Raw genomic sequence first — 24,993 nt, forward strand, 5'->3', positions numbered from 1 at the left:
AAAAGAAAAATTTGAAGCAAATAGAGATGATGAAAATGCTGTAAAAATGGCGGCGTATATGAGGAATTTGTTTTCATTTTATTACTCATGATCAAGGGAGGCAAAAAAATGATTTTTAAACACATGGACCGGATTGTATTTGCAGGAGATTCCGTAACGGATATGGAGAGTGCACAGCCGGTGGGGGAAGGTTTATTTGAAAATGTCGGAAAGAGCTACGTCAGAATTGTTGAGAACATGCTGTCTGCATTTTACCCGGAGGTATACATTCGTGTAACAAACTCCGGTATCAGTGGAAACACAAGCCGCGACCTGCTGCAGCGGTTTGACCGCGACGTTGTTTCCCTGAACCCGGACTGGGTTTCTATCTGTATCGGTATCAACGATGTCTGGAGACAGTTCGACAGCCCGGCTATGCCGGATGTCCAGGTATCTCCGGAGGAGTACCGTTCTAACGTCGAACAGATGATTCTCTCCGTAAAAGATAACGTAAAAGGTGTTTTTCTCATGACCCCATATTATATGGAGTCAAATGCAGAGGACTGGATGAGAAAACGTATGGATACGTATGGGGCAATCTGCCGTGAGCTGGCCGAAAAATATGGCTGCTGTTTTATCGATCTGCAGGCTGTTTTTAATGATTATTTCCAATACCGCCATTCTTCTTACATCGCCTGGGACAGAATCCATCCGAATCAGATCGGGGCAACGGTGATCGCGCGGGCGTTCCTGGAAAAATGCGGATTTGACTACAATCACGGACCGGAGCATGCTTGAAAAACCATTTCCGCAATCTGAAAGCGCCACTTTGCGGTATGGCTTGCCCTCATAAGGCAGACAAAAAGCGGGAATCGTTATTGGGGTCCTCGCTTTTTCTTTGTCCTGTTCTGTCTGAAAACAGCGGATAGAGTCGAAAAACAGAGAAAAATCGAGGCAAAATTTTGCTTAAATTACCAAAAATAATTGCTGTTTTGGGGCGGTTATGGTATATTGTGACTATACATACATTTATGTGGCGCTGAATGGGGACATAAGAGTGAGACATAAAAGAAAGGTAACTATTCAGAACCCCATCTCGATTCCGCTTGCGCTGCATTTCGATGTTGCTTCTCGCCATATGAAATTCCAGAAAACCGCGCATTCATGCAAGCATGATTCGCGATTTTCTTCCGTTTCGCATGGCTCTGAATAGTTACAAATAAAGAATAGAACAGGAGAGAAAAAGATATGTATCTGGAAGAGTATAAGAGATGGCTGGAAGCTGACCTGGAAGACGCAGACCTGAACCCGGAGTTGGCACGGATTGAAGGAAACGATGAGGAGATCAAGGACCGTTTTGCAGTATCTCTGAAATTCGGAACCGCAGGACTTCGTGGAGTGCTTGGCGCAGGAACAAACCGTATGAATATCTATGTAGTACGTCAGGCAACACAGGGTCTTGCAAACTGGGTAAAAACACAGGGCGGAAACCAGACGGTAGCCATCAGCTATGACAGCCGTATCAAGAGCGATGTATTCGCAAAAACAGCAGCAGGCGTTCTGGCAGCAAACGGAATCAAAGTCAGAATTTACGACGCACTGATGCCGGTACCGGCACTTTCCTTTGCAACCCGTTACTACAACTGCAACGCAGGTATCATGGTCACTGCATCCCACAACCCGGCAAAATACAACGGCTACAAAGCCTACGGTCCGGACGGATGCCAGATGACCGACGATGCTGCTGCAATTGTATATGCAGAAATTCAGAAGACCGATATCCTGACCGGCGTAAAATATATGCCGTTCGCAGAGGGCGTGGAAGAAGGACTGATCCGTTTTGTCGGAGAAGACTGTAAGAATGCCCTGTATGAAGCAATCGAATCCCGTCAGGTTCGTCCGGGTCTGTGTAAAACCGCCGGACTGAAACTGGTTTACAGCCCGCTGAACGGATCTGGTCTTGTACCGGTTACGCGCGTATTAAAAGACATCGGCATCACCGATATTACCATCGTTCCGGAGCAGGAGTACCCGAACGGATACTTCACAACCTGCAGCTATCCGAACCCGGAAATCTTTGCAGCACTGGAAAAGGGACTGGATCTTGCAAAAGAGACCGGCGCAGACCTGATGCTGGCTACCGACCCGGATGCAGACCGTGTTGGTATCGCGATGAAATGCCCGGATGGAAGCTATGAGCTGGTAACCGGAAACGAAGTCGGCGTTCTGCTTCTCGACTACATCTGCGCAGGTCGCATCGAGAAAGGCACCATGCCGGAGAAACCAGTTGCTGTAAAATCCATCGTATCCACACCACTGGCAGATGCTGTTGCCGAGCACTACGGCGTGGAACTTCGCAGCGTTCTGACCGGATTCAAATGGATCGGCGATCAGATTGCAAACCTGGAAGCAGACGGCGAAGTAGACCGCTTCATCTTCGGATTCGAGGAGAGCTATGGATACCTGGCTGGTCCGTACGTAAGAGATAAAGACGCAGTCATTGGTTCTATGCTGATCTGCGAGATGGCAGCTTACTACAGAAGCATCGGTAGCTCCCTGAAACAGAGACTGGAAGAGATTTATGCGGAGTATGGCCGCTATCTGAACAAAGTAGACAGCTTCGAGTTCCCGGGACTTAGCGGAATGGACAAGATGGCCGGTATTATGGATGGCCTTCGAAAAGAGCCGCTGACCGAGATCGCAGGTTCCGCTGTTGTCAAAGTAACCGATTACGAGAAACCGGAAGAAACCGGACTCCCATCCGCAAACGTTCTGATCTACAAGCTGGCAAACGGTGAAACCGTCATCGTCCGCCCGTCCGGAACAGAGCCGAAAATCAAAGTATACTACACAACACTTGGCAAGGATCTGGCAGAGGCAGAAGCAGAGAAAGAAAAACTCGCAGAGGCTTTGAAACCGATTCTGGCATAAAGAAAATAAAAGAATGGAAGGGCGTGGCTTTAGTCACGCCCTTTTTTGAACCGAAATTTCTTTTGAAAAGTGTAAGATTTTCTGCAAAATGGCGTGATGATAGATGAAAGGGGGGATTTCCATATGGAAGATACTCATATTGTCCAAATGTACTGGGACAGGAACGAAACAGCGATCAGCGAGTCTGCGATGAAATATGGTACATACTGTACGTCCATTGCACAGAATATTCTGCAGAATCCGGCGGATGCAGAAGAATGTGTCAACGACACCTGGCTTCACGCGTGGAACGCTATGCCGCCGCACCGGCCGTCTCTGTTATCCACATTTCTTGGAAAAATAACGAGAAATCTTTCGTTTGATCTGTATCGAAAAATGCATCGCAAAAAACGCGGAGGAAGTCAGATGGATGCAGTATTGGACGAGCTGGAAGAATGTGTTTCGGGGAAAGATGATATTGAGCGGCAGTGGGAGATGAAAGAACTGATCGCGGAGATCAATCAGTTTCTGCAGAAGCTGCCGGAGGAGAAACGATGCATGTTTGTCCTGCGGTACTGGTATGTAGACAGTATCGGTGAAATCGCGGAGCGGCTGGGAAGAAGTGAAAATTATATTTCAGTTTCATTAAACCGGATCCGTGGAAATTTGCATACACACTTGACGGAAAGGGGGTTCGAATTATGAAGAAAGAAGAATTGTTTGAAGTGCTGGGAAATCTGGAGCCTGGTATGGTGGAAAAAGCACGGAGTGATCGCCACCCACGGAGAGGCGTATGGAAAAAATGGACGGCCGCCGCAGCCTGCGCGGTGATCATCGGCGGAGCTGTGCTGGGGGTTGCGACATGGAGAAACGGTCGGGAGGGTTCTGCAGTCCGTTATCCGTCGGGGGTAACGACGGTTCTGGCGGCTTATCCGGCATCTGTGGAGCGGACAATGGATGCACAGAAATTCATGGAAAGCGATGCACACTGGGACTGGTGGGATTCGTACCGGGAGTTGACAGCAAAATCAGCAGAACTGCAGTCGGGAATGGATGCATATTATCAGAACCTGATGAAACAAATGCTGGTTTCAGAAGATGAAAATACCGTCTGCTCGCCGATCAATCTGTATATCGCGTTTGCGATGCTGGCGGAAACTTCGGATGGAAATACGCGGCAGCAGATTCTCGACATGCTTGGCGCTCAGGATATGGATACGTTGCGGGAAAATGTTTCTTCACTCTGGGAAAGCAATTATGCAGACACGCCCGCGCTGAACAGTGTGTTGGCAAATTCGCTGTGGCTGGATGGTGAGGAAACATACAATGACACAACGCTGCAGCGGCTGGCGGAACAGTATTATGCATCGACCTTCCGTGGGACTCCCGGATCGGAAGAGATGAATCAGGCTCTGCGGACCTGGACGGATGATAATACCGGAGGGCTTTTAAAAGAATACACCGAAAATATGGCGATCGCCCCGGAAACGGTATTTGAACTGGTATCAACCATCTATTATAAGGCGATGTGGCGGGAGAATTTCTGGGAAGTAAATACAGAGAAGGAAACCTTCCACGGAGCTGCGGGAGACACCACTGTGGACATGATGAAGAAAACGGAATGGATGGATGTCTACCAGGGCGAACATTTCCGTGCAGTCAGCCTTAGCCTTCAGGACAGCGGCTCCATGTATTTCCTGCTTCCGGATGAAAATACCGATGTCAATGAACTGGTATCGGATCCGGATCTGATGAAGGTTATACGGCGGGATGAAAGCAGTGATAACTGGTATTCCCCTATGGTGAACCTGTCTGTTCCTAAATTTAAAGTATCGGAGAAAACAGACCTGATCGAAACGGTGCGCGCACTGGGTGTAACGGATGCACTGGATGCGGATCTGGCAGATTTCAGCCCATTAACAGGGGACAAAGAGAATTTATACCTGAGCAAAGCAGACCACGCCGCCATGCTTGAAATCGACGAAAACGGAGTAACCGGAGCAGCGTATACAGAACTCGGCGTTTCAGAAACCGCAGCAGAAATACCGGACGACGAAATCGACTTCGTACTGGATCGTCCATTCCTGTTTCTTGTCACGGGGCAGGACGGATCGATTCTGTTTTCGGGAGTTGTGAGAAATATTGCAGAGACATGAAAAAAAGGAGCCGGACTGTCCGGCTCCTGTGTCTGAGACACGTTACAGTATCTCTTCGGTGCTTATTTTTGCTCTGCGTTCCTTTGTCGGAGCAGAAAAACAGACAAAATCAGTACAGCAGGGAAAATGCAGCCGGCCAGCATACCTGCCTTCAGATCGTCGCCGGTGTTTTGTGTGACAAATCCAATAACAAATGGGCCAATGGAACCGCCCATATCTCCGGCCATGGCGAGAAGTGCAAACAGTGCAGTTCCGCCGAGTGGAATTTTAGAGGATGAAATACTGATGGTTCCCGGCCACATAATTCCTACAGAGAAACCACACACAACGCAGCCTATAAGATTTAAAAGAGGATATGGTGCGAGAGCTGCAGCCAGATAACAGATCAGGCAAAGTGTACCGGATGCGATCATAAATTTTGTTAAGTCAATTTTTTCCCCGTATTTACCATAGAAGGTTCTGCTGATGCCCATCATCACAGCAAACAGGCACGGTCCTGCAATGTCTCCAATGCTTTTTGAGAGACCTAATGCAGACTCGGCATAAGCGGAAGCCCATTGCGCCATCGAAATCTCGCTTGCTCCGGCGCAGACCATAAGAACAAGGGAAATCCAGAAAATGGGAAGACGGCACAGCTGACGAATGGTAAGTCCTTCTTCGCTTCCGGTGAGTGATTCAATCGGGCAGGAAAGGAAATTAAACGTATTGTACAGTGGAAGTACAGCCCAGATACATGCGAGGATCGGCCAGCGTTCCATACCAAAAACTGCCAGAAAAGCAGTGGAGAGTAAGATGACACCTACAGACCCCCAGCAGTAAAAGGAGTGAAGCAGACTCATAACGCTGTCCTTATTGTCAAACGGACAAGCCTCTACGATTGGGCTGACAAGAACCTCAATCAGTCCGCTTCCGGCGGCATAGATCATGGCACTGAGCAAAATTCCTGCATAGGCATTTGGCAGAATATTGGGCAGAAAGGCAAGTCCAATCAGGCCGCAGGCGGAAAGAATCTCAGAAGCAACGACACACCTGCGATAACCGATTTTATCGACATATCTGGCACAGAACAAATCGACAAGAAGTTGTGTGAAAAAGAATATTGTCGAGATAAACGCAATTTTTCCAAGAGAAATATGGTAAGTTCTGTGAAAGGTAAGAAATAGTAAAGGTGCAAAATTTGCAGAAATTGCCTGCGTGATAAATCCAAGATAACAGGCAATTAAGGTTTTGTGGTAGTTCTTTTTCATGATGATATACTCCGTTTTTTAAAATGGCAGAACTGCTGCGGCCGTAGTGTTCGTTTCGTTGCCGTTCACCGTGTTCCATGGAGCGACAACGATTCTTTTTGTATAATAACGTAAAATGGTGTCGCTTTCACTGGAATATATCGTCTGTTTATTGTATAATATCGCAAAATAGAGAGGGTCGTGCCTGAAAAACGGAGGCGGGGAAAGATGGAGTTTAATACATTTTATAACAAGATCCAAACGGATGAAACCATGATGGAAACGATACAGCATGGAAACAGTGAATATCCGTTTCAATTGTATTACGACGATCTTGCGTTGTTTGATTTTCATTGTGTAGAATGGCACTGGCATGTGGAGTTTGAGTTTGTTTTTGTACAGGAGGGAACAGCAACCTTCTGGGTTGGCGAAAAGCAGTTTTCACTGGGACAGGGAACGGGCATTTTTATTAACTCAAAGATTTTGCATCGCTATTTTTCTGAAGGCCATGCGATTGTGCCAAATTTCGTTCTGAAACCGACATTTCTTGCTCCGGCAGACAGCCTGATTTACAAAAAATACATTGCACCGATACAGGCGTGTAAGGTGGACTGCATTGTCTTTTGCAGGGAAATAAAATGGCAGGCAGAAGCACTGGAGCTCATGCAGAAAATTCTCAAAGCGCAGGAATCAGACAAAGACCGGGAACTGGTTACTTTATTTCTGACGCAGGAATTGTGGCACTTGCTTTATTTGCACATGGATTCGGAAGTGCTGCAGAAAAAAAGAGAAAATACGGCATCCTCACAGGGAAGAACACAGCTGATGATGCAATATATTCATCAAAATTTCCGACAGAATCTTACCTTGGAGGATATTGCCGGGCAGGCTATGGTGAGCAAGAGTACGGCATTGAATCTGTTCCGAAGATATCTTCACGATACGCCGGTGCATTATCTGGTGAAGTATCGTCTGCAGGAGGCTGCAAAGCTTCTGGCTACGACGGAGAAAAAGATAACTGTAATTTCCGGCGAGACGGGATTTGAAAATATGGATTATTTTTGCAAGACATTTAAGAAATATTATGGGAGGACACCGACGGAATATCGAAGAAAAAAACAAATGGATACGGATGACAGAGAAGGGATCGTTCAAGATGTAGTGTAAGAGAAAACGGAAAAATTACATTCTGAAAAAGGAGCGGAATCCGGTGTGGGTTCTGCTCCTTTTTGAATGGAAAATTATGGAACATACTTATTCGGCACAGCCAAAAACTCTTCTACATATTGCTCCAGTGCCGCAAGCAGCTCTTCAAGCGGAAAGACCTTCAGATCCTGCGCGGCTTCTGGCGGGACGGAGAGGAAGTGATGGAGGAGGTCAAGTACCTGTTGGACGTTCTCATACGGAATTTCTGCGATTCCAGGGTTCGTGACGTTAGGATTGAGATCGAGCGGGATGCAATAGCGGTTGACAAGATATGTATTCATTCGTGTATAGTCCCCGTAATAATACTCCTCCGTGAGATATCTGGAAAAAGGAATGGATGTCCGCGATTTTTTGATATAAACCGTTGCAATCTCATCTCTCATATCTGTAATTTCTCCATCCGCATTATAAAATTCCACAATCTGCGGAATGAAATCCTTAAAAAATTTCCGGTCAATATAAAGATGAAAATAATATCCCAGTGCGCTCGAATCTGGCAGAAGTGAACGGTATTTCGCTGTAAACCGTGTAAGATCCGGGAATACCATCATTTTTTCGCGGTAAAGCGGGTCGCGGAAATGGGAGGATTCTTTCTGCTGCGTCGCATCCGGCAGAAGATTTCCGATTAGGAAATCATTTACCGATGAAATCGGATATGGAAAATCCGGGTGGGACGGGAGGTGCTTTAACAGCATTTGGGCTGCGGTGAGATGTAAGATAAAACCTGGCATGGGAATGAAGGTGTCCTTTCGTATTTGCTTCTAATCTAAACAAAATGGCAGCGTTTGTCAAATTCTATTTGAGTAGCGTAAATTCTAAAAAAAACATAAACACTGGCAAATTTCTTGACATGGAAATTTGCCGGTGTTATTATTTAACACGCGTAAATAAATAACACTGTTAAGTATTTGCACAAAAAGGAGGGGGATAATATGAAGGATGCATTTGAAAAACTGTTTCGTGCGGTGCACCAGTTTAAAAAACTGAACGTATCAGACCTGGTTCCGGGACTCAGCAGTTCCGAATTTTCCGTTATGGGTGCGATTTTGCAAATGGGAGAAAACGGAAAAATTACAAGCTCAGAGCTGGCGGCGAAGACCAAAACACTTCCGCCGGCTGTGTCGCGCACACTGCGCGGACTGGAAGAAAAAGGATATGTAGAGCGGAGCGTTGACAAAAAAGACCGCAGAAATACGTATATCAGTCTGACAGAGAAGGGCTGGAAAAAGGGGGAAGAGGTACGGGACAGAATGCAGGACTTTGGCTGCTCTGTGATGTCACAGTTAAAGGAAGAGGATATAGATCAGCTGGTTGATTATCTGGATCGTATCTATGAGATCGCAGAAAAAGAAATTGACACCCGAAAACGACAGAATTAGTGTGCCGGCAAGCTGGTACACAAAAAAAGACAGAAAGGGGAAAAAATGAGTAAGATTTTCAAGAATATGCTCCCGTACTGGAAATCGATTCTCGTGATTCTTATGCTTTTGTTTGTCCAGGCGTGGTGCGACCTGTCGCTCCCGTCGTATACATCCGACATCATCGATGTGGGCATTCAGAACAGCGGTGTTGAGCACGTTACACCGAAACGAATCACAGAGGAAGAATTTCAGACGGCCGAGTTTATCATGACGGATGATGAGGTGGATTTATGGGAAAGCCTCTATACGAAAAAGGACGGCTATTATGAACGGAACAAAGCTTCTGAAAAAGAACTTGATGAAACAGACGATACACTGACCGTTGCACTGCTGATGAATTACCAGATGGGTGCGATGGAGGAGGATACCTTTAAACAACTCATGGCACAGCAGACCGGTCAGGATGCGTCGGTGTTTGAAAACATGACGATTGAGCAGATCGGCGAGATGATGCATGTGGAGCTGAAGAGCTTCCAGCAGGAAAAAGAGGATGACGATGGAAACAAAGTCGAAGTCACCTGTGTGGATGTCCGTCCAATCTTTGCAGCGATGCTCGAGAGCGGACAGATGGATAAAGACACCGTGCTCTCGATGCGCGACAGCATGGAAAAAACGCTTGATACGATGGGAAGCTCCCTGGTAAAATCGATGGGCATTGCGTATGCAGTTTCCGCAGACAAAGCGGTGGGCCTCGATGTAGACCAGATTCAGAAAACGTACCTTCTGACCGCAGGCCTCAAGATGGTCGGCATGGCACTCCTGATGGGTGTGGTAACTGTTCTCGTCGGACTGTTTGCCTCCCGCGTCGGCGCCGGAATCGGCCGCGATCTGCGCGAAAAAGTATTCAAACGGGTTGTCGGATTCTCCAATGCGGAGATGGATCAGTTCTCCACCGCATCGCTGATTACCCGAAGCACGAACGATATCCAGCAGATCCAGATGGTCTCCGTCATGGTGCTGCGAATGGTTGCCTACGCTCCGATCCTTGGCATCGGCGGTGTGCTGAAAGTCATGAAAACGGGAGCCGGTATGGAATGGATCATTGTTCTTGCGATCATCGTCATTCTCGGATACGTGATGCTGCTTGTCTCCCTTGCGATGCCGAAATTCAAGCTGATGCAGAAACTGGTCGACAACATCAACCTCGTATCGCGTGAAATCCTGACCGGACTCTCTGTCATCCGTGCGTTCGGAAGAGAGGACAAAGAGGAAGAGCGCTTCGACGGTGCGAATAAGGAACTGACCAAAACAACCCTGTTCACCAACCGCGTCATGACCTTTATGATGCCTGGTATGATGATGATTATGAACGTGCTGACCGTCGGAATCGTATGGTTCGGTGCACATAAAATCGATGCCGGCACGATGCAGGTCGGTGCAATGACTGCATTTATTACCTACGCCATGATGATCGTCATGTCTTTCCTGATGCTGACAATGATGTCAATCATGCTGCCGCGTGCCGCTGTTGCCGCCGGCCGTATCGATGAAGTCATTCAGACAGAATCCTCCATTCAGGATGTCAAAAATCCGGAGCAGCTGGAGGTTCATAACGGAGTTGTCCGCTTCGATCACGTCAACTTCCGTTATCCGGGCGCCGAGGAGGATGTGCTGCATGACATCGACTTTGTTGCCGAGCCTGGCAAGACGACGGCGATCATCGGAAGCACCGGCTGCGGTAAATCGACGCTGGTCAACCTGATCCCACGTCTCTATGATGTGACGGGCGGAAAGATTACGCTCGACGGAAAAGATATTCGAAACATTACGATGAAGGATCTGCGCGATGAGATCGGTTTCGTGCCGCAGAAAGGTGTGCTGTTCTCGGGAACGATCGCATCCAACCTGCGCTTCGGAAAAGACGATGCGACGGATGCGGAGATCGAAAAGGCAGCCGCAATTGCGCAGGCAACCGAGTTTATCGAGGCAAAAGATGACAAATACGAAACCGCGATTGCACAGGGCGGAACGAACGTATCCGGCGGACAGAAACAGCGTCTGGCGATTGCGCGTGCGATTGCAAAAGACCCGAAAATCTTTATTTTCGACGACAGTTTTTCTGCACTTGACCTGAAAACGGATGCGGCGCTTCGAAAAGCACTGGCGGAGAATGTCAAAGACAGCACCGTGATCATCGTGGCACAGCGGATCAGCACGATTCTCCATGCGGAGCAGATTCTGGTGCTCGATGACGGAAAGGTAGTCGGAAAAGGTACGCATGAGGAACTGCTGAGAAGCTGCGAGGTTTACCAGGAGATTGCGAAATCCCAGCTGTCAGAGAAAGAGCTTGGACTGAAGGAAAGTGAGGTGGCTGACCATGAGTAATAAAATGAACCAGCAGCCGCGCAAAAGAGGACCGATGGGACGGATGGGCCGCGGCATGCAGCCGGGCGAGAAGCCGAAAGATCTGAAAAAATCGATCAAACAGCTCGCTCAGTACATCGGAAAATATAAAATTGCGATTTTTATTGTTATGATCTGTGCCGCATGCTCAACGGTGTTCAATGTTGCCGGACCAAAGATTCTCGGAAAAGCTACGACCGCACTGTCCGAGGGACTGATGGAAAAGATCCGGGGCACAGGAAGCATTGATTTTGCAAGAATCGGAACGATTCTGCTGTTTGTACTTGGCCTGTATCTGATGAGCGCCCTGTTCAGCTTCATCCAGGGATGGATCATGACGGGCGTGACGCAGAAGGTGTGCTATCAGCTTCGAAAAGAGATTTCGGAGAAGATCAACCGTATGCCGATGAAATATTTTGAGAGCCGCACGTACGGTGAAGTGCTCTCACGCATCACAAATGATGTTGATACGCTTGGCCAGGGACTGAACCAGAGTATCACGACGATCATCACCTCGTTGGCAACGCTCATCGGTGTTCTGATCATGATGCTGAGTATCTCCCCATTGATGACGCTGATCGCGCTTGTGATCCTGCCGATTTCAATGGGACTCATCGGACTCGTGACAAAGAAATCACAGAAATTCTTCCGTGCCCAGCAGGAATATTTAGGCCACATCAACGGTCAGGTTGAGGAGGTTTACGGCGGCCATCTCGTCATCAAGGCATTTAACCGCGAGAAGGATACGATCGAAGAGTTTGAAAAAACCAACAATATTCTTTACGATTCCGCATGGAAATCCCAGTTTTTATCCGGTATGATGCAGCCGATTATGATGTTTGTCGGAAATTTAGGCTACGCCTGCGTGGCATTGACCGGCGGACTTCTGGCGATCAAAAACGTGATCACGATCGGTGATATCCAGGCATTTATCCAGTATGTGAAAAACTTTACCCAGCCGATTCAGCAGATTGCGCAGGTTATCAACATGGTACAGTCGATGTCGGCGGCATCCGAGCGTGTCTTTGAATTCCTGAACGAGGAAGAGGAAGACCAGATTGTCGAGAATCCGGCAGCAATCGAGACTGTGACAGGAGAAGTCACCTTCGACCACGTACATTTCGGCTACAACCCGGAGCAGATCATCATCAACGATTTCAGCGCCAAAGTAAAACCGGGCCAGAAAACCGCGATCGTCGGCCCGACCGGAGCCGGAAAGACGACGATGGTCAAACTGCTGATGCGCTTCTACGATGTCAACAGCGGAGCCATTCTGCTGAACGACCACAACATCAAAGACTTCAACCGCAGAGAGCTGCGCGATGCCTTCGGTATGGTCCTGCAGGATACGTGGCTGTTCAAGGGAACCATCATGGAAAACATCCGCTACGGCCGGCTCGATGCGACAGATGAAGAAGTCATCGCAGCAGCAAAAGCCGCAAGGGCCCACCACTTCATCCAGACCCTGCCGGGCGGCTATCAGATGGAACTGAATGAAGATGCCAGCAATGTGTCGCAGGGACAGAAACAGCTGCTGACGATTGCACGCGCAATCCTTGCTGACAACAAGATTCTGATCCTCGACGAGGCAACCTCATCCGTCGACACCAGAACCGAAATCGAGATCCAGAAGGCCATGGATAACCTGATGAAGGGCAGAACAAGCTTCGTCATCGCCCACCGGCTGTCCACGATTCGTGATGCGGATCTGATTCTCGTCATGAAAGACGGAGATATCATCGAGCAGGGAAATCACGAAGAACTGCTCGCGGCAAACGGGTTCTATGCAAATCTTTACAATTCGCAGTTTGAGGATGTGGTGGCGTAAGAGAAGAAAAATTGACTTGACATATCTTCGGAATTTCTGTACAAAATAAGTAAGAGCACTGGCTCCGTTATAAAAGCATTGGTCCCTACTGTGAGTGGGAATTGTTGTTATTTACAATTCAAAAAAGAAAATGAATGCCTGAGCTTAAGTGTTCAGGCATTTTTTGCTTTCGTGGTAGAATATCTAAGCAATCTGGAGTAAAATAAACAGCAGAAAAAAGAAAGTGAGAACAAAAAATGGCAGACAGACACACAACAGAAAAATTACTGGAGGGCGAGCGTCTTTCCGGAAAGGTGACATTATTTGCGAAAGTAACAATTTTACCGGGCGACGAGCTTCCGTATCATGAGCATCACGGAGAGACAGAAACGTACCACATCTTATCCGGCGGGGGAATGTATCAGGATAATGACAAGACCTATCCGGTACAGGCTGGCATGACGACGTTCTGCGAGGACAGCAGCGGACATGCGATTTCCTGCCTTGGGGAAGAGCCGCTGGTCTTTCTGGCGATGATTCAGAAAAAAGCAGAGTAACCGGAGCGGACGGCCATGAGCAGAAAGAAAAAGCCCAGGATGGAATACCGCTACTACGAAGCGCCGGAGAAATGTCCGGTGCTGGCGCTTCTGGGCGAAAAATGGGTACAGAACTACGGTTATCAGATTGATTACCTGCATTTTCATAATATGATGGAGATCGGCGTCTGCTATTACGGTGAGGGGACAATTGTCCTGGAAGATAAAGAAATTCCGTACGACGGGGGGGCATTTACGGTAGTACCAAAGAACTTTCCACATACGACAAACTCAAAGGAAAACAGTCTGTGCTCCTGGGCATGGCTGTTTATTGATGTGGAAGGCTTTATCACAAAGCTGTATAAGGATAATTCGCGTATGGCACAGAAGCTGATTTCCCGCATCAACCAGAGAGCTCATTACTCGAAAAATGAGGACAGACCTGAAGTGGCGGAGCTGATCAAACTGATTATTAAATGCATGGATGAAAAAGAGGAATTTTATCTGGAAGAAGTAAAGGGGCTGACGCGGGCGCTTCTGATGCAGATTGCGAGATGGAATGAAAAAGATGAGACGCAGGAAAAGAATGCCATTCTGGATGATGCCAGCATTGCCCTGATTCTTCCTGCGCTCAATTATATCGGGGAAAATTTCCACGAGAGCATCCGGATTGAAGAACTTGCGGATGTGTGCCACATCAGTGAGACACATCTGCGCCGTATTTTTCAGGAATCCATGCGGATGCCGCCGGTGGAATATATCAACTGGGTTCGGATCCGGGCAGCGTGCAAAGAGCTGAGAAAGACAAATGCCTCCGTAAGTGACATTGCACTGCACTGCGGATTCACAACAATATCCACTTTTAATCGTAATTTTCGAAAGATTCTCGGCGTTTCGCCCCAGCAATGGCGGAGGGCACCGGAACATTACGAGCAGAATTTGTTGAAATTTGACATAAAAACACAGGAAGGATGGTGAAACAAAGTGAAAATATCTATAGATAGTTGAAAATGCATAGGATAGAGTCGAATATGCGCACAACCGACGAAAGAATGTTGTTATAATTTGTACATGTTGAGGGGATAAAAACCTAAAAAATGTACAAAACAACCAAAAGACTTTTAGGCGATATATGTGAAAAAGTCAGGTTGTAAAATAACATCTTAAGGAGGATGTGCAATATGAGAAGAAAAATTGTATCAATCGTAATGGCATCAGCAATGGTACTTGGACTGGCTGCATGCGGATCCAGCGGAGGAACTACAACAAGCTCCAGCAACGGCGGAAACGATGCATCAGCAGCAGATGACACCACTGCAAAATCAGAGAGCAGCGACGTAGTAGAAGGTGGTTCAGATGATGACAACACCTTAACCGTATGGACCTGGGACCCGAACTTCAACGTTTATGCGATCCAGAAAGCAGCTGAGATTTACGCACAGGATCACGAAGGCTTTAAAGTAGAAGTCAGCGAAGTACAGTCCGATGACATTGAAACCCGCCTGACCACAGCAGTTTCTGCAGGAGACTTAAGTACTCTGCCGGATATCTTCCTGATGCAGGACAACTCCTTCCAGAAATATGCAACCAACTACCCGGACATTTTCACAGATCTGACCGATTCCGGTATCGACTTTGGTGAATTCTCATCCGCAAAAGTTGCTTACTCTACACTGGATGGAAAGAACTACGGAATTCCGTTTGACAATGGCGCCGTGATCGAGTGCCTGCGTACCGATATGCTGGAAGAGGCAGGCTTTACCGTAGATGATTTCACAGACATTACCTGGAATGACTTTATGGAAAAAGCAAAAGTTGTCAAAGAGAAAACAGGTCAGTCAATCCTGACATCTCAGGCCGGATCTCCGGACCTTGTTATGGAAATGCTGCAGTCCTGCGGCGAGTCTCTGTTTAATGAGGATGGATCCGTAAATATCGTAGACAACAAAGCATTAAAACCAATCCTTGAGATCTACAGCCAGATGGTAAAAGACGGTACTCTGGTAGAAGTTACCGACTGGGATCAGTACATTGCATCCATCAACAACGGAACCACAGCAGGCGTTATCAACGGATGCTGGATCATGGCTTCCATCACAGCAAACGACGATCAGTCCGGTAAATGGGCGCTCACCAATATGCCAAAACTGGACGGCATCGACGGAGCAACCAACTACTCCAACAACGGTGGTTCTTCCTGGGCAATTTCTTCCAACTGCAAGAAAACCGATCTTGCCATTGACTTTATGAAATCTACCTTCGCAGGCAGCACAGCTCTTTACGATGACATCATCGCAAAAGGCGCTCTGGCAACCTGGGCACCGGCAGGAGAGTCCGAAGCATATGCACAGCCAGTTGCATTCTTCAGTGATGACCCGGTTTATGCAAAAATCGTTGATTTCGCAACCAAGACTCCATCCAACATCACTGGAGCATTCTACTACGATGCACGCGATGCTGTCGGAACCGCACTTTCCAATATCATCCAGACAGGAGCAGATATGGACAGCGAACTCCAGACTGCACAGGAAACCGTAGAGTTCAACATGGGTAACTAAGATTTCTCATATTGTAAAAAAGTAGGAGGATAAGAAACGGGTCTGCTTCTAGACAGACAGAAGCAGGCCCGTTCTGTATCTGCCCCGGGGTGGGCTTGAAAAATGATTTCTGCAGGAGAACATGCAATGTTGTCTGCAAAAAGATTTTTTCAAGCGTACCTCGCAGCGAAAAAAGAAAGGAAGATTCCATGAGCAGCCAGAAGAAAAAAGGAATGAACTTGGAAAGAAAACAGAATTTTACCGGATGGGTTTTTCTGCTTCCGGCAACGATTCTGATCGCATGGATGAGCTTTTATCCGATGATTCAGGCATTTATCCTGTCTTTGCAGACCGGTATGGGCATTAACCTGAAATTCAACGGATTTGCAAACTATGCGCGTATTTTAAAAGACCCGACTTTTAAACAGACTTTAAGTAACACCTTCCTCTACCTGATTATTCAGGTGCCGATCATGCTGATCCTTGGTCTGATGTTTGCATCGATGCTGAACAACAAAGATCTGCGTTTCAAGGGACTGTTCCGTACCTGCATTTTCCTGCCGTGCGCAACATCGCTGGTCTCTTACGCAATGATTTTCCGTTCCCTGTTTGCAAACGATGGTTTTATCAACACTGTTTTGCGCGGACTTGGCATGCATCCGATCATGTGGTTCTCCAATGCCTGGACAGCCCGTGCCGTTATCATCATCGCATTGGTCTGGAGATGGACGGGATACAATATGGTATTCTACCTCTCCGGTATGCAGAACATTGAATATTCGATCTACGAAGCAGCAAAAATTGACGGCGCAAGCCCGCTGCAGACCTTCTTCAAGATCACCGTTCCGCTGTTAAAGCCGATGATCCTGCTGACCACGATTACCTCTACCAATGGTACGCTGCAGCTGTTCGATGAGTCCCTGAACCTGACAAACGGAGGTCCTGGAAAATCAACCATGACCATGTCTCATTACATTTACAACATGTCCTTTGTACAGAGTCCAAACTTCGGCTATGCGGCAGCAATGTCGATCCTGATCCTGATTATGGTTGCCATTCTGGCACTGCTTCAGATGAAAGTAGGTGACGAGCGATAATGGGAAAAACAAAGAAATTCTTCATGTATCTGGTTTTAACGGTAGCATCCCTCCTTTCTGTATTTCCGCTGTACTATATGTTCTGCGCGTCTACGAACAGAAGTATTGATGTTATTGCCGGAAAACTGATTCCGGGTACTTATCTGATGGAAAACTTCAAGTCACTGATTGCGCAGCAGAACCTGCGTCTTGCACTGTGGAACTCGTTCCGGAATGCAACGGTACTGACGATCCTTTGTCTTCTGGTCTGCTCAATCGCAGGTTATGGATTTGAAATTTATCATGACAAAGCGAAAGATGCGGTATTTACCGTGCTTCTGACTGCGATGATGATCCCGTTCGCAGCAATCATGATCCCGATGTTCCGTATGTTTTCACAGTTAAAAATGGTCAACACGATGGCAGCATTTATGCTTCCTTCGATTTCCACTCCGTTTATGATTATGATGTTCCGTCAGGCTTCCCGTTCTTTCCCGCACGATATCATCGAAGCGGCAAGACTGGATGGTTTAAGCGAGACAGGAATTTTCTTCCGCATGTATATGCCGACCATGAAATCGACCTATGCGGCAGCAACGATCATCACCTTCATGAATGCATGGAACAACTATCTGTGGCCAAAGGTTATCTTACAGAACAATGATTCCATTACCATGCCGATGCTGGTAGCGAACCTGCTCGGCGGCTACACTGTAGATTATGGCGTGCTGATGCTCGGCGTATTCATCTGTACGATCCCGACAGCAATCATTTTCTTCTGCTTCCAGAAGAGCTTCACAGAAGGTATCACAGGTGCTGTAAAATAAGAAAAAGAATCGAACAGAAAAGGTGGATATTTGGATGAATATCCACCTTTTTTCAAAAGATCAAAGAAAATAAAATTCCAGAAGGAGGAAAATAAAAATGGGTGTATTTCAGTATGAAAAAGTGAAGGACCCGACGTATTATGGAGAGAACCGGGTACCGGCGCATTCCGATCACAGGTATTATGGATCGGTGGAAGAAATGGAGCAGCATGTGGAAAACTTCCGTCACAGTCTGAACGGACTGTGGAAATTCCACTACGCAAAGAACTACGAGAGCACGATTCCGGGATTTGAGACACCGGAGTATGACTGCACAAAATGGGATGATATCCGCGTGCCGGCGCATATCCAGATGGAGGGATACGACGCACCGCAGTATGCCAATGTGCAGTATCCGTGGGAAGGAAGAGAAGAAATCCAGCCGGGCGAGATTCCGGAGCGGTTCAATCCGACGGCTTCCTATGTGAAATGTTTTGAAGTGCCGGATCAGATGAAAGGAAAACGGCTTTTTGTTTCCTTCCAGGGAGCAGAGAGCGGTATTGCCGTATGGCTGAACGGAACGTTCCTTGGCTACAGTGAGGATACGTTTACTCCGTCCGAGTTTGAACTGACCCCGTATCTGAAAGAGGGCGAAAATAAACTGGCTGCGCAGGTTTTCAAATGGACGAGCGGAAGCTGGTGCGAGGATCAGGATTTCTTCCGTTTCTCCGGTATTTACCGTGATGTGTATCTGTACACGATTCCAGAGGTTCACGTTTCGGATCTGAAAGTACAGACGCTGCTGGATGATACGTTTACGAAGGCAGATCTGGTCATTGATACGAAAACGATCGGAAAAGGAAAAGTGAAAATTACCCTGTCAAAAGACGGAACGGCACTGCAGAGCACCGAAGGTGTGCTGGATGGGGAAACACAGTTTGTTCTGAAAGTCGATCACCCGGAACTGTGGTCCGCAGAGACACCGGTGCTGTATGATCTTCTGCTGGAAGTCACCGCAGAGGATGGAACGGTGCAGGAACTGATTCCGCAGAGAGTCGGATTCCGCCGCTTTGAGATGAAAGACCACATCATGATGCTGAATGGAAAACGCATTGTCTTTAAAGGCGTCAACCGCCACGAGTTCAGCTCCGTATCCGGCCGTGTTGTTTCGAGAGAAGAGCTGATCAAAGACCTGACAACGATGAAACAGAACAACATCAATGCAATCCGTACCTGCCATTACCCGGATGCGGTCGGCATTTATGATCTGTGCGATGAATACGGTCTTTACATGATCGCGGAGTGCAACATGGAGTCCCATGGAACGAGAGATACGGATGCGGTACGAAACGGAGATTTCTCCGGTGTTGTACCATGCGACCGCCCGGAGTGGATGGACTGCATGCTCGACCGTGTGAATTCGATGTATCAGAGAGACAAAAACCATCCGGCGATTCTGATCTGGTCCTGCGGAAATGAATCGTTTGGCGGAAAAGTTATTTTTGAAATGTCCCAGCTGTACCGGAAGATGGACCCGACCCGTCTTGTTCATTATGAAGGAGTTAATGACGACCGCAGATACAACGACACCAGCGATATGGAAAGCCGGATGTACACGACGGTCAATGAAATCCGTGAATTCTTGTCGAAAGACAGAAGAAAACCGTATGTCTGCTGTGAGTATGCGCATGCGATGGGAAATTCCTGCGGCGCCATGAAGAAATATATGGATCTTGCCGAGGAAGAACCGCTGTTCCAGGGCGGCTTTATCTGGGATTATATCGACCAGTCAATCTACAAAAAAGACCGCTACGGAAAAGAATTTCAGGCGTACGGCGGCGATTTTGACGATCATCCATGTGATTACAATTTCAGCGGAAATGGTATTGTATACGGCGGCGAGCGCGATGCTTCCCCGAAGATGCAGGAAGTAAAATTCTGCTATCAGAACATTGCTGTGGATGTACAGAAAGACAAAGCAGTTGTAAAAAATAAGAACCTGTTTGTGAATACTGATGCGTTTGACTGCGTGGTAATTCTCGAAAAAGAAGGAAAGAAACTGAAAGAAGTGCCGATGGAAGTTTCCGTGGAACCGCTTTCCGAAAAAACAGTGGAGCTTCCGATTGCCGTACAGACACTTCCGGGCGAGTATGCGGTGACCGTTTCCTTCCGCCTGAAAGAAGATAACGTATGGGGCAAGCGCGGCCATGAAGTTGCATTTGGACAGGGCGTTTATGAAGTGGAAGCACCGGCGAAAGCAGAAAAACCGGCGAAATTTGAAGTGATCCGTTCCAACCATGATTTTGGTGTGCGCGGCGAGAATTTCGATGTGATGTTCTCCGATCTGAACGGCGGACTCGTATCGTACCGTTACGGCGGCGTTGAGATGATCAAAATGATTCCGAAACCGAACTTCTGGCGTGCGCCGATCGACAATGACTGCGGAAGCCTGATGCCGATGCGTTACAGCCAGTGGAAGATTGCTTCGATGTATCTGTCCCACAAATATCCGAACGGCAGCCATTATCCGGGACTGTATGCACCGGAAATCGAAGTACACGAGGACTGCGCAGAAGTCAGCTACCGCTATGTAATGCCGACCACACCGGCGAGTGAGTGCCGTCTGACCTACCGTGTCTTCGGCGATGGAAGCATTCAGACGACGCTGACGTATGATCCGGTGAAAGAGCTCGGCGATATGCCGGAATTCGGCGTGATGTTCAAGCTGGATGCCGATTACGACCACGTTACCTGGTATGGCATGGGACCGGAGGAGACGTATGTGGACCGCTGCGCCGGAGCAAAGCTTGGCGTTTATAAGAATAAAGTCGAAGACAATATGGCGAAATATCTCGTTCCGCAGGAGTGCGGCAACAAGGTTGGTGTACGCTGGGCAACCGTGACGAACCGCAAGGGCCGTGGTATGATGTTTAGCGGCGACAAGATGGAATTTTCCGCACTGCCGTACACACCGCACGAGCTGGAAAATGCGATGCATCCGTATGAACTGCCGCAGGTACATTACACCGTTGTGCGCGTGGCAAAACAGCAGATGGGTGTCGGAGGAGACGACAGCTGGGGTGCACAGACCCATCCGGAATACCTGATTCCGGTTGACCAGAAACTGGAATTTACCTTTACATTCCGAGGCATTTGAGAATAAAAGGAGATTTTCATGAGACAGAATATAAATTTTGGAAAACTTCTGCATGGCGGAGATTACAATCCGGAACAATGGCTGGAATATCCGGAAATTCTGGAACAGGATCTTGCGTATTTCAAAAAAGCGAAAATAAATGAAGTTTCCCTCGGCATCTTTTCCTGGGCATTCCTGGAGCCGGAAGAAGGCGTGTTTGATCTGGAATGGCTCAAAAAAATGGTAGACCGTCTGTATGAAAATGGAATTTCTGTCATGATGGCTACACCGACAGCGGCAAGACCGCGCTGGATGGCACAGAAATATCCGGAAGTACTCCGCATGGATGCGATGCGGCAGAGAAATCTGTACGGAGAGCGTCATAACCATTGCTATACCTCGCCGGTGTACCGGGAAAAAACGAGAAAGATCAATACAAAACTGGCAGAAGCGTTCAAGGATCATCCAGGTGTCATTGCATGGCATATTTCGAATGAACTAGGCGGAGAGTGCCATTGTCCGCTCTGCCAGGAGGCATTTCGGAACTGGGTAAAACAAAAATATGGCAGTTTACAGGCCTTAAACCATGCATGGAACACGGCGTTCTGGAGTCATACATACCAGAGTTTTGATCAGGTGGAGAGTCCGTCGCCAAAAGGAGACGCATCGCTGCACGGACTGAATCTGGACTGGAAACGATTTGTAACAGATCAGACAGCCGATTTTGTGAAATGGGAGATCAGCGCGCTGCGGGATGCCGGTGCCAAACAGCCTACGACCATCAATATGATGTATGATTTCAAGGGACTGGATTATCACAAGTTTGCCGACATTGTTGATTTTGTTTCCTGGGACAATTATCCGACCTGGCACAAAGAAGCGGAAGCAGTTACGGCAGCAGATACGGCGATGCAGCATGATATCATGCGCAGTATCCAGAAAAAGCCGTTTTATCTGATGGAGAGCTGTCCGTCCGCAACAAACTGGCAGCCGGTCAGCAAACTGAAAAAGCCGGGCATGCTGCATGCCGCATCCATGCAGGCCGTGGCGCACGGATCAGACAGCGTCCTGTATTTCCAGATGCGCCAGAGCCGTGGAGCTTCCGAAAAGTTTCATGGAGCGGTGATAGACCATTATGGAGGAGATGACACCCGTGTATTCCGGGAAGTGACAAAGGTAGGAGAAACCCTGGCGCAGATGCAGGAACTTTCCGGTGCCATCTGCAGTCCGAAAGTGGCTGTGATTTATGACACCGAAAACCGGTGGGCACTGGAAGATGCGGCAGGGCCACGGAATCAGGGCCTGTTTTACAAAGAAACCGTGGAAAAATCATACCGCGCCTTCCGCAGACTCGGCCTGGATGTTGATGTCATCGATGAAACGCAGGGCCTTTCGGACTATCAGATCGTGGCAGCGCCTGTGGTTTATCTGCAGCGGGAAGGATGGGTGGAAAAAGTACGGCAGTTTGTGGCCGGAGGCGGCACTTTTCTGGCAACGTACTGGTCCGGAATTGTAGATGAGACGGATCTTTGTTTCCTTGGCGGAACGCCGCACGGACTGCTGGATGTAATGGGACTTCGGAGCATGGAGATTGACGGCCTGTACGATGGGGAATGGAACGAAGGAGTTCCGGTCCCGCAAAACCGTCTGCATCTGACCCGGACGTACCGGTGCAGCAATCTCTGTGAACTGGTGAAACCATCGACTGCAGAAGTGCTGATGACTTATGGAAAAGATTTTTATGCAGGAATGCCTGCACTGACAGAAAACCAGTATGGCGCAGGAAAAGCATATCAGATCTGTGCCGGTTTTGAACAGGGTCTGTACGATGAGCTCTGCGGAAAACTGGCAGAAGAAGCAGGTGTCACATCGGTGGTGAAAGAGATTCCGGATGGCGTGGAGGTTACAACGCGCGAAAAGAATGGAATCCGGTATGTGTTCGTACAGAACTTTAATCGGAATGCCGTGGAAATCAAACTTCCGGTCGAACAGTATCCGGTGTGGAACGGACAGTATGATGGAACAATCGGAAGCTGGGAAACAGTGGTGCTGAAAGAAAACAGTCCGAATTTCCGGGAAAAATAGAAAATAAAAATGTCTCAAAACAAAAGACTGGTTTTGAGACATTTTTTTTGCAAAAAACAAACGAATATCAGGCGGTTTCGGATTCTTCGGCGGAGAGTTTTTTCTTATAATTTTCTCCCCAGCTCCACATGGCATCCATGATTGGCTGTAGGCTGTAGCCCAGGTCGGTGAGGGTATATTCTACCCGCGGCGGAACTTCTGCATAAACTTTACGGCTGACGAGCCCGCTCTGTTCCATCTGACGGAGCTGGCTCGTCAGAACTTTCTGGGAAACGTGACCGATGGATTTTTTTAGTTCGCCAAAACGTTTGGTGCCCGGCATCAGATCACGGAGAATCAGGACTTTCCATTTATCACTGATTAAGGTTAAGGTAGTCTCTACCGGGCAGGCCGGGAGATCGGCTAAAGATATTGCGTTTTTTTCAGAAACTGACATAAAAAACCTCCATTTCATAAAGATTTTCTTGTAAAAGTAAGCACGGAAAACCTTGTATTTACACAATAGTTTCCTTTTGGTAACTACAGCATAATATTGTGCTTACTTTACGTTAAGACGCTTTGGGCTTATTATAAAGCCATCGAAAGAAAAAAGCAATCCTTTCGAGAAAAAAGGTCTGGAGCGCATTCGAAAAAGGCCGAAACCAAATCATAAGAAACAAGCTCAAAAACAAAATCAAAAAACGAAAATGGAGGACATCATCATGAGTAAAGTAGTAGAATTCTTAAAAGAAAACCCGGTACAGTATTTAGCAACTGTAGGACGCGATGGAAAAGCAAAATGCCGTCCGTTTATGTTTATTGGCGAAATGGAAGGAAAACTGTGGTTTTGTACCAACAACACAAAAGATGTTTATAAAGATATGCTGGCAAATCCGGAAATTGAAATTTCCACTTCCAGCCCATCCTATGCATGGATCCGTCTGAACGGAAAAGCTGTATTTGAAAACAACATGGCTGCAAAAGAAATGTGCATGGGAAATCCGATTGTAAAAGGCCAGTACCAAACCGCTGACAACCCGATTTTCGAGGTATTCTATCTGAACAATGCACACGGTGTAATCGCAGACTTTTCCGGAAACCCGCCGTACGAGTTTTAATCTGTCGCTATGAATTTGAAGTAAAAAGAGAAAGGAATCTGCCGCTATGGAGAGAAATGATTATCTGAAGATGTTAGTAGAGGAGATGCACTCAACCACGATGGCGACGATCGGTGCAGACGGTCATCCACAGACCCGTGTGATCGATATGATGCTGTGGGACAAGAAAGGAGTGTATTTTCTGACGGCAAAAGGAAAAGCCTTTTATGCACAGCTCATGGAGCAGGGCTATGTGGCAATTTCTGCGACGAAAGATAAAAAAGCAGTCTCTCTCCGCGGCAGAATCCAGAACATCCACAGTGAAAAGCTGGATGAAATTTTCGGAAAAAATCCATACATGCAGAAAATTTATCCCGGCGATACACGCGCGGCACTTGAGGTGTTCCGCGTGTACGAGGCCGAGGGAGAATACTTCGACATCAGCGATCCGTCGCATATCGTGCGGGACACGATCCTGATCGGCGGCGCAGAGCAGTCGATGGCTGGGTACGAGGTGGGAAACGAATGCATTGGCTGCAAGCTCTGTTTTTCAGTCTGTCCGCAGAAATGCATCGACATCACCCGCATCCCGGCCGTCATCGACCAGCACCAGTGCCTGCACTGCGGCCGATGCGCGGAGACGTGTCCGAGAGGAACGATTCGCAAAAGAGGGCAGTAGTCCCCTTATTTTAG

21 protein-coding genes are annotated in these 24,993 nt (G+C 47.7%); 17 read left to right on the forward strand and 4 right to left on the reverse strand.

All coding sequences use genetic code 11. The features are described from left to right. Nucleotides 1–108: 108 nt before the first annotated feature. Nucleotides 109–777: an SGNH/GDSL hydrolase family protein gene (locus DXD02_RS07720; protein WP_118666690.1), complete on the forward strand. Its 669-nt coding sequence runs from the start codon at nucleotides 109–111 to the stop codon at nucleotides 775–777. Here the strand turns inward: DXD02_RS07720 and DXD02_RS16375 are convergent. Further along, the gene (locus tag DXD02_RS16375) at nucleotides 756–830 is read right to left on the reverse strand and encodes a DUF6783 domain-containing protein (protein ID WP_442859396.1); all 75 of its coding nucleotides are present in this window, start codon (nucleotides 828–830) and stop codon (nucleotides 756–758) included. The genes DXD02_RS07720 and DXD02_RS16375 overlap by 22 nt on opposite strands. 397 nt (nucleotides 831–1,227) lie before the next feature. Between DXD02_RS16375 and DXD02_RS07725 the strand changes: the two genes are divergently transcribed. The 3 genes from DXD02_RS07725 to DXD02_RS07735 all read left to right on the forward strand — a co-directional run bounded on the left by DXD02_RS07725 (nucleotide 1,228) and on the right by DXD02_RS07735 (nucleotide 5,045). Continuing rightward, complete coding sequence (locus DXD02_RS07725; protein ID WP_118666665.1) at nucleotides 1,228–2,910, forward strand: phospho-sugar mutase; 1,683 nt, start codon at nucleotides 1,228–1,230, stop codon at nucleotides 2,908–2,910. 123 nt (nucleotides 2,911–3,033) lie between these two features. After that, the gene (locus DXD02_RS07730) at nucleotides 3,034–3,594 is read left to right on the forward strand and encodes an RNA polymerase sigma factor (protein WP_118666666.1); all 561 of its coding nucleotides are present in this window, start codon (nucleotides 3,034–3,036) and stop codon (nucleotides 3,592–3,594) included. Further along, nucleotides 3,591–5,045 (forward strand): serpin family protein, encoded by a 1,455-nt coding sequence (locus DXD02_RS07735; RefSeq protein WP_118666667.1) that lies wholly within the window; start codon nucleotides 3,591–3,593, stop codon nucleotides 5,043–5,045. The genes DXD02_RS07730 and DXD02_RS07735 overlap by 4 nt, the downstream gene beginning before the upstream one ends. Before the next feature lie 62 nt (nucleotides 5,046–5,107). Here DXD02_RS07735 and DXD02_RS07740 read toward each other — a convergent pair whose 3' ends face one another. After that, a complete protein-coding gene (locus DXD02_RS07740) occupies nucleotides 5,108–6,292 on the reverse strand; it encodes an MFS transporter (protein ID WP_022461454.1) in 1,185 nt (394 codons plus the stop codon). A gap of 207 nt (nucleotides 6,293–6,499) precedes the next feature. Between DXD02_RS07740 and DXD02_RS07745 the strand changes: the two genes are divergently transcribed. Then, the gene (locus DXD02_RS07745) at nucleotides 6,500–7,438 is read left to right on the forward strand and encodes an AraC family transcriptional regulator (RefSeq protein ID WP_118666668.1); all 939 of its coding nucleotides are present in this window, start codon (nucleotides 6,500–6,502) and stop codon (nucleotides 7,436–7,438) included. A gap of 74 nt (nucleotides 7,439–7,512) precedes the next feature. On the opposite strand, the gene DXD02_RS07750 is transcribed toward DXD02_RS07745, so the two are convergent. Then, the gene (locus tag DXD02_RS07750) at nucleotides 7,513–8,208 is read right to left on the reverse strand and encodes a hypothetical protein (protein WP_118666669.1); all 696 of its coding nucleotides are present in this window, start codon (nucleotides 8,206–8,208) and stop codon (nucleotides 7,513–7,515) included. A 201-nt stretch (nucleotides 8,209–8,409) separates the two neighbouring features. Here DXD02_RS07750 and DXD02_RS07755 point away from each other — a divergent pair, with 201 nt between their 5' ends. The 10 genes from DXD02_RS07755 (at nucleotide 8,410) to DXD02_RS07800 (ending at nucleotide 23,224) form a co-directional block, all read left to right on the forward strand. After that, nucleotides 8,410–8,856 carry a MarR family winged helix-turn-helix transcriptional regulator gene (locus DXD02_RS07755; protein ID WP_118666670.1) on the forward strand — a complete coding sequence of 149 codons (447 nt, stop codon included), beginning with the start codon at nucleotides 8,410–8,412 and terminating at the stop codon, nucleotides 8,854–8,856. A 45-nt stretch (nucleotides 8,857–8,901) separates the two neighbouring features. Beyond that, nucleotides 8,902–11,223 carry an ABC transporter ATP-binding protein gene (locus tag DXD02_RS07760; protein ID WP_118666671.1) on the forward strand — a complete coding sequence of 774 codons (2,322 nt, stop codon included), beginning with the start codon at nucleotides 8,902–8,904 and terminating at the stop codon, nucleotides 11,221–11,223. Continuing rightward, complete coding sequence (locus DXD02_RS07765; RefSeq protein ID WP_118595787.1) at nucleotides 11,216–13,069, forward strand: ABC transporter ATP-binding protein; 1,854 nt, start codon at nucleotides 11,216–11,218, stop codon at nucleotides 13,067–13,069. Before DXD02_RS07760 ends, DXD02_RS07765 begins: the two co-directional genes overlap by 8 nt. Before the next feature lie 236 nt (nucleotides 13,070–13,305). Beyond that, nucleotides 13,306–13,605, forward strand: a complete 300-nt coding sequence (locus tag DXD02_RS07770) for a cupin domain-containing protein (RefSeq protein ID WP_118666672.1) — start codon at nucleotides 13,306–13,308, stop codon at nucleotides 13,603–13,605. Nucleotides 13,606–13,620: 15 nt separating this feature from the next. Further along, nucleotides 13,621–14,562 (forward strand): AraC family transcriptional regulator, encoded by a 942-nt coding sequence (locus DXD02_RS07775; protein ID WP_243001870.1) that lies wholly within the window; start codon nucleotides 13,621–13,623, stop codon nucleotides 14,560–14,562. Nucleotides 14,563–14,765: 203 nt separating this feature from the next. Beyond that, complete coding sequence (locus DXD02_RS07780; protein ID WP_118666673.1) at nucleotides 14,766–16,142, forward strand: ABC transporter substrate-binding protein; 1,377 nt, start codon at nucleotides 14,766–14,768, stop codon at nucleotides 16,140–16,142. 212 nt (nucleotides 16,143–16,354) lie between these two features. Continuing rightward, nucleotides 16,355–17,218, forward strand: a complete 864-nt coding sequence (locus DXD02_RS07785) for a carbohydrate ABC transporter permease (protein WP_243105421.1) — start codon at nucleotides 16,355–16,357, stop codon at nucleotides 17,216–17,218. Beyond that, nucleotides 17,218–18,024 (forward strand): carbohydrate ABC transporter permease, encoded by an 807-nt coding sequence (locus DXD02_RS07790; protein WP_243026074.1) that lies wholly within the window; start codon nucleotides 17,218–17,220, stop codon nucleotides 18,022–18,024. The genes DXD02_RS07785 and DXD02_RS07790 overlap by 1 nt, the downstream gene beginning before the upstream one ends. A gap of 97 nt (nucleotides 18,025–18,121) precedes the next feature. Beyond that, nucleotides 18,122–21,160, forward strand: a complete 3,039-nt coding sequence (locus DXD02_RS07795; protein WP_118666674.1) for a glycoside hydrolase family 2 TIM barrel-domain containing protein — start codon at nucleotides 18,122–18,124, stop codon at nucleotides 21,158–21,160. A gap of 18 nt (nucleotides 21,161–21,178) precedes the next feature. Further along, nucleotides 21,179–23,224, forward strand: coding sequence for a beta-galactosidase (locus DXD02_RS07800; protein ID WP_118666675.1), 2,046 nt, complete (start codon nucleotides 21,179–21,181; stop codon nucleotides 23,222–23,224). A gap of 67 nt (nucleotides 23,225–23,291) precedes the next feature. On the opposite strand, the gene DXD02_RS07805 is transcribed toward DXD02_RS07800, so the two are convergent. Next, complete coding sequence (locus DXD02_RS07805; protein ID WP_117801881.1) at nucleotides 23,292–23,660, reverse strand: winged helix-turn-helix transcriptional regulator; 369 nt, start codon at nucleotides 23,658–23,660, stop codon at nucleotides 23,292–23,294. A gap of 265 nt (nucleotides 23,661–23,925) precedes the next feature. Here DXD02_RS07805 and DXD02_RS07810 point away from each other — a divergent pair, with 265 nt between their 5' ends. Both DXD02_RS07810 and DXD02_RS07815 read left to right on the forward strand, forming a co-directional pair. Beyond that, nucleotides 23,926–24,321, forward strand: coding sequence for a pyridoxamine 5'-phosphate oxidase family protein (locus DXD02_RS07810; protein ID WP_117801882.1), 396 nt, complete (start codon nucleotides 23,926–23,928; stop codon nucleotides 24,319–24,321). A 46-nt stretch (nucleotides 24,322–24,367) separates the two neighbouring features. Then, entirely contained in the window at nucleotides 24,368–24,979 is a 612-nt protein-coding gene (locus DXD02_RS07815; RefSeq protein ID WP_117801883.1) for a pyridoxamine 5'-phosphate oxidase family protein, read from the forward strand. Nucleotides 24,980–24,993 lie beyond the last annotated feature (14 nt).

The sequence above is a fragment of the Blautia sp. TF10-30 genome (assembly GCF_003481245.1).
In the GTDB taxonomy this organism is placed as follows: Bacteria; Bacillota; Clostridia; order Lachnospirales; family Lachnospiraceae; genus Fusicatenibacter; species Fusicatenibacter saccharivorans.

Excerpts from the sequence above, each read along its gene's own strand:
- DXD02_RS07780 (WP_118666673.1), top strand. The coding sequence starts at position 14,766 with ATGAGAAGAAAAATTGTATCAATCGTAATGGCATCAGCAATGGTACTT.
- DXD02_RS07800 (WP_118666675.1), top strand. The coding sequence starts at position 21,179 with ATGAGACAGAATATAAATTTTGGAAAACTTCTGCATGGCGGAGATTAC.
- DXD02_RS07815 (WP_117801883.1), top strand. The coding sequence starts at position 24,368 with ATGGAGAGAAATGATTATCTGAAGATGTTAGTAGAGGAGATGCACTCA.
- DXD02_RS07725 (WP_118666665.1), top strand. The coding sequence starts at position 1,228 with ATGTATCTGGAAGAGTATAAGAGATGGCTGGAAGCTGACCTGGAAGAC.
- DXD02_RS07810 (WP_117801882.1), top strand. The coding sequence starts at position 23,926 with ATGAGTAAAGTAGTAGAATTCTTAAAAGAAAACCCGGTACAGTATTTA.
- DXD02_RS07770 (WP_118666672.1), top strand. The coding sequence starts at position 13,306 with ATGGCAGACAGACACACAACAGAAAAATTACTGGAGGGCGAGCGTCTT.
- DXD02_RS07765 (WP_118595787.1), top strand. The coding sequence starts at position 11,216 with ATGAGTAATAAAATGAACCAGCAGCCGCGCAAAAGAGGACCGATGGGA.
- DXD02_RS07740 (WP_022461454.1), bottom strand. The coding sequence starts at position 6,292 with ATGAAAAAGAACTACCACAAAACCTTAATTGCCTGTTATCTTGGATTT.
- DXD02_RS07785 (WP_243105421.1), top strand. The coding sequence starts at position 16,355 with ATGAACTTGGAAAGAAAACAGAATTTTACCGGATGGGTTTTTCTGCTT.
- DXD02_RS07755 (WP_118666670.1), top strand. The coding sequence starts at position 8,410 with ATGAAGGATGCATTTGAAAAACTGTTTCGTGCGGTGCACCAGTTTAAA.
- DXD02_RS07805 (WP_117801881.1), bottom strand. The coding sequence starts at position 23,660 with ATGTCAGTTTCTGAAAAAAACGCAATATCTTTAGCCGATCTCCCGGCC.
- DXD02_RS07750 (WP_118666669.1), bottom strand. The coding sequence starts at position 8,208 with ATGCCAGGTTTTATCTTACATCTCACCGCAGCCCAAATGCTGTTAAAG.
- DXD02_RS07730 (WP_118666666.1), top strand. The coding sequence starts at position 3,034 with ATGGAAGATACTCATATTGTCCAAATGTACTGGGACAGGAACGAAACA.
- DXD02_RS07775 (WP_243001870.1), top strand. The coding sequence starts at position 13,621 with ATGAGCAGAAAGAAAAAGCCCAGGATGGAATACCGCTACTACGAAGCG.
- DXD02_RS07745 (WP_118666668.1), top strand. The coding sequence starts at position 6,500 with ATGGAGTTTAATACATTTTATAACAAGATCCAAACGGATGAAACCATG.
- DXD02_RS07735 (WP_118666667.1), top strand. The coding sequence starts at position 3,591 with ATGAAGAAAGAAGAATTGTTTGAAGTGCTGGGAAATCTGGAGCCTGGT.
- DXD02_RS07760 (WP_118666671.1), top strand. The coding sequence starts at position 8,902 with ATGAGTAAGATTTTCAAGAATATGCTCCCGTACTGGAAATCGATTCTC.
- DXD02_RS07720 (WP_118666690.1), top strand. The coding sequence starts at position 109 with ATGATTTTTAAACACATGGACCGGATTGTATTTGCAGGAGATTCCGTA.
- DXD02_RS07795 (WP_118666674.1), top strand. The coding sequence starts at position 18,122 with ATGGGTGTATTTCAGTATGAAAAAGTGAAGGACCCGACGTATTATGGA.
- DXD02_RS07790 (WP_243026074.1), top strand. The coding sequence starts at position 17,218 with ATGGGAAAAACAAAGAAATTCTTCATGTATCTGGTTTTAACGGTAGCA.